The organism is Pseudomonas sp. 210_17 TE3656 (assembly GCF_054821965.1).
On the sequence record NZ_JBTRBC010000001.1, the window covers coordinates 5,344,798 to 5,355,859 of the forward strand.

Annotated in this window: 11 protein-coding genes; 3 read left to right on the forward strand and 8 right to left on the reverse strand. The window is 59.0% G+C overall.

The genetic code is table 11. The features are described 5' to 3' along the window. Nucleotides 1-3 precede the first annotated feature (3 nt). The gene (locus ACVI9W_RS24585) at nucleotides 4-1,272 is read left to right on the forward strand and encodes an NTP/NDP exchange transporter (protein ID WP_461531576.1); all 1,269 of its coding nucleotides are present in this window, start codon (nucleotides 4-6) and stop codon (nucleotides 1,270-1,272) included. A gap of 766 nt (nucleotides 1,273-2,038) precedes the next feature. Here the strand turns inward: ACVI9W_RS24585 and ACVI9W_RS24590 are convergent. Together ACVI9W_RS24590 and potE are read right to left on the reverse strand one after the other, a co-directional pair. Then, nucleotides 2,039-2,932: an amino acid ABC transporter substrate-binding protein gene (locus ACVI9W_RS24590; RefSeq protein WP_461531577.1), complete on the reverse strand. Its 894-nt coding sequence runs from the start codon at nucleotides 2,930-2,932 to the stop codon at nucleotides 2,039-2,041. Then, a complete protein-coding gene (gene potE / locus ACVI9W_RS24595; RefSeq protein ID WP_461531578.1) occupies nucleotides 2,922-4,265 on the reverse strand; it encodes a putrescine-ornithine antiporter in 1,344 nt (447 codons plus the stop codon). Before potE ends, ACVI9W_RS24590 begins: the two co-directional genes overlap by 11 nt. Before the next feature lie 201 nt (nucleotides 4,266-4,466). On the opposite strand from potE, the gene ACVI9W_RS24600 reads away from it, so the two are divergent. Continuing rightward, a complete protein-coding gene (locus tag ACVI9W_RS24600; RefSeq protein WP_422422015.1) occupies nucleotides 4,467-4,784 on the forward strand; it encodes a DUF2388 domain-containing protein in 318 nt (105 codons plus the stop codon). Between the two features lie 89 nt (nucleotides 4,785-4,873). Next, complete coding sequence (locus ACVI9W_RS24605) at nucleotides 4,874-5,323, forward strand: hypothetical protein (protein WP_461531579.1); 450 nt, start codon at nucleotides 4,874-4,876, stop codon at nucleotides 5,321-5,323. 22 nt (nucleotides 5,324-5,345) lie between these two features. On the opposite strand, the gene ACVI9W_RS24610 is transcribed toward ACVI9W_RS24605, so the two are convergent. The 6 genes from ACVI9W_RS24610 to ACVI9W_RS24635 all read right to left on the reverse strand — a co-directional run bounded on the left by ACVI9W_RS24610 (nucleotide 5,346) and on the right by ACVI9W_RS24635 (nucleotide 10,781). After that, nucleotides 5,346-5,942 (reverse strand): cytochrome c3 family protein, encoded by a 597-nt coding sequence (locus tag ACVI9W_RS24610; protein ID WP_461531580.1) that lies wholly within the window; start codon nucleotides 5,940-5,942, stop codon nucleotides 5,346-5,348. Nucleotides 5,943-5,951: 9 nt separating this feature from the next. Continuing rightward, entirely contained in the window at nucleotides 5,952-6,437 is a 486-nt protein-coding gene (locus ACVI9W_RS24615) for a nitrate reductase cytochrome c-type subunit (protein ID WP_038610644.1), read from the reverse strand. Between the two features lie 11 nt (nucleotides 6,438-6,448). After that, nucleotides 6,449-8,953 (reverse strand): nitrate reductase catalytic subunit NapA, encoded by a 2,505-nt coding sequence (napA, locus tag ACVI9W_RS24620; protein ID WP_461531581.1) that lies wholly within the window; start codon nucleotides 8,951-8,953, stop codon nucleotides 6,449-6,451. Further along, nucleotides 8,950-9,210 (reverse strand): chaperone NapD, encoded by a 261-nt coding sequence (locus tag ACVI9W_RS24625; RefSeq protein ID WP_461531582.1) that lies wholly within the window; start codon nucleotides 9,208-9,210, stop codon nucleotides 8,950-8,952. Before ACVI9W_RS24625 ends, napA begins: the two co-directional genes overlap by 4 nt. A gap of 33 nt (nucleotides 9,211-9,243) precedes the next feature. Further along, entirely contained in the window at nucleotides 9,244-9,411 is a 168-nt protein-coding gene (napE, locus tag ACVI9W_RS24630) for a periplasmic nitrate reductase, NapE protein (protein WP_038610650.1), read from the reverse strand. Nucleotides 9,412-9,590: 179 nt separating this feature from the next. Next, nucleotides 9,591-10,781, reverse strand: coding sequence for a glycosyltransferase family 4 protein (locus ACVI9W_RS24635; protein ID WP_461531583.1), 1,191 nt, complete (start codon nucleotides 10,779-10,781; stop codon nucleotides 9,591-9,593). Nucleotides 10,782-11,062 lie beyond the last annotated feature (281 nt).

Here is an 11,062-nt window from a genome sequence, read left to right on the forward strand (position 1 = left end):
TCCATGGACACTCCCGGAACACGCCTGTTCAATGTCCGCGAAGGTGAAACACCGATCGTCGTGGCGGGGCTGGCATTGTTCTTCCTGCTGTTTACCGGCTACTTCATGCTGCGCCCGGTGCGAGAGACCATGGGCGTGGCCGGCGGTGTCGAGAACCTACAGTGGTTGTTCACCGGCACCTTTGTGCTGACCCTGGTCGCTTTGCCGTTGTTTGGCTGGTTGGCGTCGAAGGTGCAGCGTCGACGTATCCTGCCCTGGACCTATGGTTTTCTGGCCAGCAACCTGCTGGTGTTCGCGGCGCTGTTTGCGCTGCAACCAGACAACCTGTGGGGTGCGCGGGCGTTCTACATCTGGTTGTCGATGTTCAATCTGTTGAGCATTTCCCTGGCCTGGAGCGTGCTGGCTGATCTGTTTTCCAGCGAGCAGGCCAAGCGCCTGTTCGGGTTGTTGGCGGCTGGCGCGAGCCTGGGTGGGTTACTCGGGCCGCTACTGGGCACTTTACTGGTCGGGGTGATTGGCCATGCCGGGCTGGTGCTGCTGGCCACGGCCTGCCTGTTGGGCAGTGTGGTTGCCGTTGCGTTTCTGCAGCGTTTCCGGGATCGCCATCCGCTGCCGGCAGACACCGAATTGCCGCGCTCGCGGCCGCTGGGTGGCAATCCTTTCGCGGGGGCCAGTGAGGTGTTTCGCTCGCCCTATCTGTTGATGATTGCGGTGTTTGTGGTGCTGTTGGCCAGTGTCAGTACGTTCCTGTATTTCGAGCAGGCGCGGTTGGTGGCCGAGCATTTCAGCAGCCGTACCGAGCAGACCCAGGTGTTCGGGTTGATCGACACGCTGGTGCAGTTTTTGTCGATCCTGACTCAGGTGTTCATCACCGGGCATCTGGCTCGCAAGCTGGGTGTCGGTGTTTTGCTGGTGGCGGTGCCGTTGGTGATGGTGGTCGGTTTTGTCTGGCTGGCGATGGCGCCGTTGTTTGCGGTGTTTGTGGTGGTGATGGTGGTGCGCAGGGTCGGGGAGTATGCGTTGGTGCGGCCAGGGCGGGAGATGCTCTATACCGTGGTGGTGCCGGAGCATAAGTACAAGGCGAAGAATTTTACCGATACGGTGGTGTATCGCGGTGGGGATGCGCTCAGTGGCTGGGTCAAGCGCGGGCTGGATCTGTTGGGGGATCATCCGGGGCTGGCGATGGTGATCGGGGCGGGGATTGCGTTGGTCTGGGCGTTGACTGGGGGGTGGTTGGGGCGGGAGCAGATTCGGCGTGAGGCTGGTAGGTGATTGTTGGCGCTGTGGTTTGTGGGCATATCCATTGGCGATGGTGGCGCTGATTCACCTTTCCGCCCTTACGGCGGGTTACTTTGGCAAACGCCCCAAAGTAACGCAAAGGTCTCGCCCCACCAGGGGCCCTACGCTGCGCTGCGGGTTCCCTCCTTCCGGTGTCGCTACGGGGCATTGCGAGCTACGAGTTGCAAGCAACTCTACGCTTCGCAACTTCGGCTACGCCGAAGGCGCTGCGCGCTAGCCCCTCCACGACACCTCCACTCGGCCCTACTGGTTAACGGGGCCGGTGGATCAAGATCAAAAGCAGATCAAGATCAAGAGCACAATTCGCTTCGCTCTTGCTTTTGGGGGGAGGGCTACGTTTTGTATTGAGTCAGCTGTCTTTCTCGGAGCGGTAGCCACACAGATTGTCGGCACACCTGCGATAGGCAAGAGCGAAGCGAATTGTGCTTTTGATCTTGATCTACTGCCCCGTTAACCAGAAGGGCCGAGCGGAGGCGTTGCGAAGGGGTGAGTGCGCAGCACCTTCGGCGTAGCCGAAGTCGCGAAGCGTAGAGTTGCTTGCAACTCGTAGCTCGCGATACCCCGTAGCGACGCCGCAGCGAGGGGACCCGGAGCGCAGCGTAGGGCCCCTGGTGGGGCAAGCCCTTTGTGTTCCTTTGGGGCGTTTGCCAAAGGGACCCGCCGTAAGGGCGGAAAGGTGACTCAAAGCCGCCATGGCAAATGGATCAGCTCACAAACCGCAAAGCCCCCCCAAAAAAACCTACAACGGCACAGCATACAACTTGAACAACCGCCTGGCCCCCTCACTCACCCCGCCAAGATAAACCCCATAAGCCTGCTCAATCTCCCCAGACCGATACATCCCGCTGATCACCGAATCCACCAGCAAGCGAAAATCCTCATCCCCCCGGGGCAGTACCATCGACACTGGCGCGTACTCGTAAATCCGCTCGACCAGCATCAAAGCCCCTGCCTCAGCATGCCGCGCCAACAGATTCTTCAACAACATGCGCTCAGAAAAGAACGCATCCGCCTGCCCGTGGACAACCGCCGCGAACCCCGCATCATTGTTCTCAACCGCCACCACCGTCGCGATCACCCCAAGCATCTGTAGTTGCCGCCGAACCCACTGCTCAGTCACCCCACCGGCGACCACCGCAAAGGTCTGGTTGGCCAGCCCACGATTGACCGTCGCCCGCCAGGTCGGGCCACTGTTAGCCTGCTTGCCATTGAGCACATTGAGCAAAGCCCCCGGAGCGTCCCTGCGCACCACCGCCGTCACCCCGGCGGTATACACCGGCACGGAAAAACTCACCTGCTTGCGCCGTTCCAGACTGGCAACAGTAGGCGTGCAGAGAAGATCTACCCGCCCTGAACTGACCGCCGCAATCTCATCAGCCAGCACCACCGGCTGAAACCGCACCTGCAGGTCGGGCAACGCCAAATCCGTTTTCACCTGGTCGGCAACCTTGCGGCACAGGTCGATGGCGTAGCCGCTGGCCTGTTCGCCATCCTGCACACTGAAGGGCGCAAAGTCCGGCAGGTAACCGAGGGTCAAGGTATTGCTGGCCCGCACTTGCTCCAGCGTTGTGGCCTGAGCGAGGGCGGGAAGCAGGATCAACAGGCTGGCAATTCGCCGCAGGCTAGCCCTCATAGCCAGCCCCCCGTTCACTCCTGGCCTGTTCGATGATGAAACGCTTGGCCAGGAAACCATAGAGCAGATAACCGAAAGCCAGCACCAGCGCGCCACCGAGCACTGCCTCCATGCCGCATGCATACAAGGCATACAGCGAGTAACCCACCGCCACCAGCAGCACCAGGGTATTGCGGCTGTACACCGCCGGGCCGACCCTGGCCTTGTGCATGATCGCCAACAGCCCGGTCAGGGCCGTCACGTAGGGGATCAAGTTGGTCACCGCAGCCAGGCTCACCAGCTTGCTGAACTGGGCGCTGGCATTGGGCGAGATGGTCGACAGGGCCATCGCCGTTTGCAGCACACCGCAAACCAGCATGCCGAGAATCGGCGCGTTCAGCGCACTGACTTTGGAAAACAGGTGCGGGAACAGTCCTTGGTCGGCAGTCATTTTCGCCGTTTGCGCCAGGGTGAATTGCCAACCCAGGAGCGAGCCGACACACGCCATCACCGCCAGCACCATGATGATTGTGCCGATCAGCGGGTTGAACATCTTCGCATAGACCAAAGCGAACGGTGCCGAGGCATTGGCCAGCTCCAGGTTGGGCACGATGCCCTGGATCACGGTGGTCGACAGCACATAGACCACCGCCGCGCCGAGGGTGCCGAACAGGCAGGCAAGGGGCACGTTGCGCTTGGGGTTTTCCACTGCGTCGAAGGCTTGTGCCGCCGACTCCATACCCAGAAAGGCCCAGAGGGTCAGGGGAATGGTCTTGCCGATGGCTTCCCCGATCGGCAGCCCGTTCGGATTCCACGCCTGGGAGAACACCGCGGGATCAAACCAGAACCAGCCGATCACGCTTAATCCGGCTACCGGAATGATCACCCCCCAGACCGTGATCGCACCGATCCTGCCGGTAATCGCCGGCCCGCCGAAGTTGGCCACGATGGTCAACCAGATCAGCCCGATGGTACCGACGCACAGCGCCATCGCGCTGCTGCCCAGCCAGGGCATGAAGGCGGTCATGTAGCCCACGGCAGAAATGGCCACGGCCACATTGGCGATCGCCAGCGAGAGAAAATACAGATAGGAGCAGAGAAAGAATCCCGATTTGGCATGGGCTTCTTCGGTATAGGCCGACAGGCCCCCGGAGCGAGAACAGTACACCCCGCACTGGGTGAAGCTGTAAGCGATTGCCATCGAGCCGATGGCGGTCACCACCCAGGACAACAACGATACCGCCCCCAACTGCGCCATGCTGGTCGGCAACATGATGATGCCAGACCCCATCATGTTGACCGTCACCAGGGTGGTGAGCCCGATGAGCGTCATTTTCTTGCCTGAGCCCGCCATACTCGCCCCCGATGTTGTGATCCATGGCTTATTGGGTATAGGTCATTTGTGCGCCGAGCGGAGGGCTGGCAGGGCCGTGCAATGGCTTTTTTGCGTTTCACCTGGATGGCACGACTATTTTGCGGTTGCAGTTGCCGGGAACTTGGGCGTTGCGGCGAGCATCCTAGTTCACGTAGGTACTCGATTTCCGGAGGCACTACCATGCGTCGTTTACTGATCGCTTCTTCGCTTGTTCTCTGCTTGCCCATGGGCGCTGCGCTGGCTGATGTGGACGCCGGTGATGTGGCCACTTCGGCGGGGGTTTCCGCTTCGCTGTACTCCACCTTCAAGGACGACAAGCGCATCATTCCGGCCCGCGACGATGCTTCCTCGTTCATCGCCAGTGGCGGCGCTATTCGTGGTGTTTACCTGGAGTCGATGATGCGGCGTATTCGCCAGGACAATCCCGACTTGCAGGCCAGCGACGAAGACATCGCCAGGGCGATCCTGATCGAAGATGAACCCGGCAGTGCACGCTGATCCTGATCAGGGACAAGGCCGACTCCCGGGATGTAAACTGAAATCGTCTGCTTCATCTCCAGAGGCAGGTTCAGCTTGCGGAGTTCATCATGTGCAGATTTTCGCCACTCGGCCTTTGCCTGGCCGTGTCATTGCTCAGCGTGCCGGTACTGGCCGAAACCGTGGTACCGCTCAAGGGCCAAAGCTCGCAGCAGGTCCAGCTGGATATCAACGACTGTCACAATATCGCCAATAGCGCCTCGACCGCGCCGCCTGTAACGGGTGGCCGGGTCAGAGGCGCGGCGGTCGGCGCCGCGGCCGGTGCGGTAGGGGCTCAGGTGCGTGGTAATCAACACGACGAAGTCTATGACCGTGTCGACGACGATGTGAAGCAGGAGTATCGGCAGACTCGCGCCAAGGAAACTGCGGCCGCCGGCGCCGTGGTCGGTGGCGCGCGTCAGCGCCAGGAGCGGCGCGAGCAGCGCCGGACCAGTGAGTCGACCAATGCCTCGGCCTACACCAGTTGCTTGCAAGGCAAGGGCTATCAGGTTTCACCCTGATCGCGGACTGGACTTCTCCCGCCTACCAGCCCTTCACGCCATGCATATCCGGCAGCCTGTGAGCGATGCCTTTGTGACAGTCGATACAGGTAGCCTCGCCTTTGGCCAGCGAGGTGGAGTGCATGGCCACAGCGCGCTTGCTCTGGCGGGTGAAGTCCATGAACTCGAAGTTGTGACAGTTTCGGCATTCGCGTGAATCGTTGGCCTTGAGCCTGGCCCATTCATGCTCGGCCAGCTCCCGACGCAGGGCGACGAACTTGTCGCGGGTGTCGATGGTGCCGAAGATCTTGCCCCAGACCTCCTTGGAGGCCTGCATCTTGCGCGCGATCTTGTGCGTCCATTCGTGCGGCACGTGACAATCCGGGCAACTGGCGCGCACGCCAGAGCGGTTGGTGTAGTGGATGGTTTCCTTGAGCTCGACGAAGACGTTGTCGCGCATTTCATGGCACGACACGCAGAACTTCTCGGTATTGGTCATTTCCAGCGCGGTGTTGAAGCCGCCCCAGAAAATGATCCCGGCAATGAAACCGCCAAGGGTCAAAAAGCCCAGGCTGAAATACACGCTCGGCCGACAGAGGATGCCCCAGTACTCCTTAAGCAGGGCGAACAGTGCTTTCATGGCGCCTCCTCAAGGTTTCTTCGCGGCGTTGGCGTCGTCTTGCAGGATTTTGTCGATGGTTTCGAAGCTGTTGCCCACCAGCGGCTGCACCTCTTTCTGCGGCACATGGCACTGGTTGCAGAAGTAGCGGCGCGGCGATACCGCCGCGAGGGCCTGGCCGTCGCGGTCCATGTAATGGGTGATGCTGATCATCGTCGCCTGGCTGCGGGCGCTGTTGGCGCGGCTGTGGCACGACAGGCACTTGTTGCCGTTCTTGTCGATCTGATAGCCGCGAATGCTGTGGGGAATGGTCGGCGGCTGGTCAGGGTAGTTGCGCTCGCGCTTGAGGTCCTTGTTTTCATCGTTGGCAATCGGTGGCGCCGGCATGCTTTGGGTCAGGGTACCGCCAGGTCGGCGACCGTCCGGGCCGGGGGCATCGAGCGGGTAGTCGATTTCGGCAGCGATCACCACGCCGATCGCAGCGAGCAGGCACAACGGCAGGATTCGAAAGGTCATGACGGTGCTCCTCAGGCGACGCTGATCAACTCGATGCGTATGGCGCATTTTTTGTAGTCGGTCTGCTTGGAGATCGGGTCGGTGGCATCGAGCGTGACCTTGTTGATCAGCTTGTTGGCATCGAAAAACGGCACGAACACCAAGCCTTGCGGCGGCTTGTTGCGCCCGCGGGTTTCGATGCGCGCGCGGATTTCGCCACGCCGGCTGATCAGTTTCACTTCGCTGCCGCGCCGTGCATTCAGGGCTTTGGCGTCGTCGGGGTGCATGTAGACCAAGGCATCGGGCACCGCCTTGTACAGCTCTTCGACCCGCTGAGTCATGCTCCCGGTGTGCCAGTGCTCAAGCACCCGGCCGGTGCTCAGCCAGAACGGGTAGTCGGCATCCGGGGCTTCGGCCGGCGGCTCATAGGGCAGGGCAAAGATAATCGCCTTTTTGTCCGGGTAGCCATAGAACTGCACGCCACTGCCGGCCTCGACGTAGGGGTCGGTGCCCTCGCGATAACGCCAGCGAGTCTCCTTGCCGTCGACCACCGGCCAGCGCAGTCCGCGCTCACTGTGGTAGCGATCAAACGGGGCGAGGTCGTGGCCGTGACCACGGCCGAACTGGGCGTACTCTTCGAACAGGCCTTTTTGCAGGTAGAAGCCAAACGCCTTGGCCTCATCGTTCTTGTATCCGGCTTCCAGTTGCTCGACCGGAAACTGATCGACCTGACCGTTCTTGAACAGCACTTCGAACAAGGTTTTGCCCTTGTATTCAGGCGCCTTGGCCAACAGTTCGGCAGGCCAGGTTTCATCGGTGGTGAAGCGCTTGGAAAACTCCACCAGTTGCCACAAGTCAGACTTGGCATCACCGGGCGCCGTGACCAATTGGTGCCAGAACTGGGTACGACGTTCAGCGTTGCCAAAGGCGCCTTCCTTTTCCACCCACATCGCGCTGGGCAGGATCAGGTCGGCGGCCTGGGCCGAGACGGTGGGGTACACATCCGAGACGATCACGAAGTTCTCGGGTTTACGCCAGCCGGGCAGCACCTCCTGCATGATATTGGGCCCGGCATGCATGTTGTTGCTGGCCTGGGTCCAGTACACATTGAGCACACCATCCTTGAGCATGCGACTTTGTTGCACCGCATGAAAACCGACCTTTTCCTCGATGGTTCCGGCCGGCAGCTTCCAGATTTTTTCCGCAGTGGCGCGGTGCTTGGGATTGGTCACCACCAGATCGGCGGGCAAGCGGTGCGAGAAGGTCCCGACTTCACGGGCGGTGCCGCAGGCGGAAGGCTGGCCGGTGAGGGAGAAGGGGCTGTTGCCCGGTTCGCTGATCTTGCCGGTAAGCAAGTGAATGTTGTAGATCAGGTTGTTGGCCCAGACCCCACGGGTATGTTGGTTGAAACCCATGGTCCAGAACGATACGACCTTGCGTTTCGGGTCGGCATAGAGTTCGGCCAGGGCCTTCAGGCGTTCCTCTGGCACGCCCGATTCCTTGGCGGTGCGTTCCAGGGTATAGGGGCGGACGAAGGCGGCGAACTGTTCGAAGTTGATGTCGCTCCAGGTGTTGGCCTTGTCGGCGTTCTTCGCCTTGGTCTCCAGCGGGTTGTCCGGGCGCAGGCCGTAACCGATGTCGTCGGCGCCCTGGGCGAAGCGAGTGTGCTTGCTGATGAAGTCCTTGTTGACCGCGCCGCTTTCAATGATGTGATTGGCGATGTAGTTGAGGATCAACAGATCGGTCTGTGGCTTGAACACCATGGGGATGTCGGCCAGTTCGAAGCTGCGGTGCTCGAAGGTAGACAGCACTGCGACCTTGACCTGTGGCTGACTCAGGCGCCGGTCAGTGACCCGGCTCCAGAGAATCGGGTGCATCTCGGCCATGTTCGAGCCCCAGAGCACGAAAGCATCGGTGGCCTCGATATCGTCGTAGCAGCCCATCGGTTCATCCATGCCGAAGGTGCGCATGAAGCCCATCACCGCCGAGGCCATGCAATGGCGGGCGTTCGGGTCGATGTTGTTGCTGCGAAAACCGGCCTTCATCAGTTTGTTGGCGGCGTAACCTTCCCACACCGTCCATTGCCCTGAGCCAAACATGCCGACCGAGCCTGGGCCTTTGTTCTTCAAGGCTTCCTTGAACTTCGCTTCCATGATGTCGAAGGCTTTCTCCCAGCTGACTGGCTGGAACTCGCCCTGCTTGTCGTACTGGCCGTTCTTCATGCGCAGCAGTGGCTGGGTCAGGCGGTCGTTGCCATACATGATCTTCGACAGGAAGTAGCCCTTGACGCAGTTCAAGCCGCGATTGACCTCGGCCTTGACGTCGCCATGGGTGGCTACCACGCGATTATCGCGGGTGGCGACCATCACACTGCAACCGGTGCCGCAGAAGCGGCAGGGTGCCTTGTTCCAGTCCAGGGTGACCATGTCCGCTTCGGTAATCAGGTTACTGGCGGTGGTATAGATCGGCAGGCCGGCCGCTGCCGCAGCAATAGCGGCGGCCTGGGCTTTGGCGAATTCACGGCGGGTCATGCTCATTCGATCTCTCCTGCAGGGTCGAGGAGTTCGTGATAGATCAACGCCGCATTGAGTACGCCCGGCAAATTGTTGATCTGGTCGATGCGCTGCAAAATCTGGTTTTCATCTACCGCCTCAAGCACCACCACCAACTTTCCGGCGCTACTTTCCTGATGCAACTCCAGGCCATCAAGCAGGCGCAAGTTGGCTTTGACTGCATCAAACAGTTCCGGGCGGGCAAGTACTACAAGGCTGGCAATATGTCGGGCTTCGTCCATGCAGTGGCTCCAATAGATAGCGTTGGCGGTCTATCAGTTGGGCGGCCCTGGCGGGCCGTAGAGCATTTGTAAAAACCAGATGATGAAGCCGTAGCCACCGACGATCGCCACCGATAGCAGGGGGAACAGGCAGGCGACAAGGAAGATGAACAGCAGGGCTTCCTTGCGCCGTACAGGTTTTTGTTCTTCAGCCGATGGCATTGGATGCTCTCCAAGCAGACTTGGGTTGAGCGTAGATCACCGCGGTGAAGTGGCTAAATCATTGCAGCTGAATTAGACCGGCGGCATTACTGTTGCAGGCCAATGATTTCGCCAGTTTGGCGAGCGCTCCAGTAATGCTATTAAGAATAATTATTGTTTATTGGCTGGCCCACGCTGCATTACTTCAGACTGCTCTTCAGGAATTGTTCTCGGTCTTGATGCATCTGCAAGTGGGTCTTTCCAGCGGCATACTCCAGACCGGCCAGGCCCATTTTCAGCGCAAGCTCGGGATGCCGCGCGGCATGAAGAATAGCCTCTGCCAAGCTGGATGAATTCCCCGTTTCGAAGATAAGCGCGGTGTCCTTGTCGGTAATATCCAGGATGCCGTAAGTGTCTGAGGCGATAACCGGGGTGCCTTGGCTGAACGCGTCGAAAATGATCCTCGGTTGCTCCTGCTTTAGCGTGGGAACCAGCACCCAGTCGTGGTGTGAGACGACCGTGAAGAATTCTTCTCCGTAATTGACGTTGTCTTGATACTTCACGGTGACGCCACCATGGCGTTCGCTTGCAAAGCGCCGGCAGTTTTCTTCCAGATCGCCCGAACCCATGATGGTGATGTTTATATTCACGTCGTGGGGCTTCAATTGTTCGATGGCGGCGAGCACAACAAGCACGCCTTTGTCGGCGACGAGGCGGGAGGGGAAGAGTATGTTCAGTTTGCCATCGGCTTTGTCATTGAATCTGCGCTTGACCGCTTCCGGATTCGAAAAATTGCTTTTATCCACCCAGGTTGCAGGGTTGATAAGTGTCCGGCGTTTCTCGTTGCCGAGAAAATAATCCCGGTAAAATGACTGGGTGAATATTCTCGAATTTGCCGCCCTCAAACAACATCTCAACAGGGTTTTGTGGGCGTAATGTTCAATTGTTTTTCGGGGGGTTTTAGCCTCGCCCTGACCCAGCATCCAGAACGACGACTCAATGACGATAATCCATTGAAAGGGCATGAACGGCTTGAGCAGTAACAAATAAAACGACAAGGGGAACGCCCAGCCGGCACCATCGGAATGAACGATTTTTGCTTGCTTGCAGGCCTTGATGACAGTGACAAAGTTTGGCAGGAAATTTTTTAGTACCGATAGAATGCCACGGTCATTTTTCAGCTCGAAAAGCCACTTTATATCCAGATCGCTAATGTCTTGCAGGCCCTCCAGGCTTCTGCTTTTGACAACCGGGCAGCAGATGCCGAAGTTTTGTATGTAGTTCAAGTGCAGTTTCAGGTCTTTAGCCCACAGAGGGTCGGTAAATATTCTTCCTTGGCTGTCTTTCTTTATCACTATCCTGGTGAACAGGATGTAGGGCTTTTTGATCATATTCCCCTCACATGGAGCTGCTGACTGCTGCAAGTGATCTTCCCTACGGTATCAACCACTTCATGTGATGAACAGGCTGTCAACGAGGACAGCAAAGATGCCATAAACACTGATTTACCTGAGTTTCGCGTCGACGAGCCAATCGTTTGTTTACCCATAAACCTGAAAGCCTGCGCCACCTGTTTGGCCAAATGTGTTCATCCCGACAGTGGGCGCAGGGAACGCAGTCCAGTGTCGTGTGCGGGCCAGCACAATGATGTCCAATTGTCATCGTGACAAAC

Bases quoted from the DNA above. Each gene is read 5' to 3' on its own strand.
- ACVI9W_RS24585 (WP_461531576.1), top strand. From the start codon at position 4: ATGGACACTCCCGGAACACGCCTGTTCAATGTCCGCGAAGGTGAAACA.
- ACVI9W_RS24590 (WP_461531577.1), bottom strand. From the start codon at position 2,932: ATGAGGGCTAGCCTGCGGCGAATTGCCAGCCTGTTGATCCTGCTTCCC.
- potE (WP_461531578.1), bottom strand. From the start codon at position 4,265: ATGGCGGGCTCAGGCAAGAAAATGACGCTCATCGGGCTCACCACCCTG.
- ACVI9W_RS24600 (WP_422422015.1), top strand. From the start codon at position 4,467: ATGCGTCGTTTACTGATCGCTTCTTCGCTTGTTCTCTGCTTGCCCATG.
- ACVI9W_RS24605 (WP_461531579.1), top strand. From the start codon at position 4,874: ATGTGCAGATTTTCGCCACTCGGCCTTTGCCTGGCCGTGTCATTGCTC.
- ACVI9W_RS24610 (WP_461531580.1), bottom strand. From the start codon at position 5,942: ATGAAAGCACTGTTCGCCCTGCTTAAGGAGTACTGGGGCATCCTCTGT.
- ACVI9W_RS24615 (WP_038610644.1), bottom strand. From the start codon at position 6,437: ATGACCTTTCGAATCCTGCCGTTGTGCCTGCTCGCTGCGATCGGCGTG.
- napA (WP_461531581.1), bottom strand. From the start codon at position 8,953: ATGAGCATGACCCGCCGTGAATTCGCCAAAGCCCAGGCCGCCGCTATT.
- ACVI9W_RS24625 (WP_461531582.1), bottom strand. From the start codon at position 9,210: ATGGACGAAGCCCGACATATTGCCAGCCTTGTAGTACTTGCCCGCCCG.
- napE (WP_038610650.1), bottom strand. From the start codon at position 9,411: ATGCCATCGGCTGAAGAACAAAAACCTGTACGGCGCAAGGAAGCCCTG.
- ACVI9W_RS24635 (WP_461531583.1), bottom strand. From the start codon at position 10,781: ATGATCAAAAAGCCCTACATCCTGTTCACCAGGATAGTGATAAAGAAA.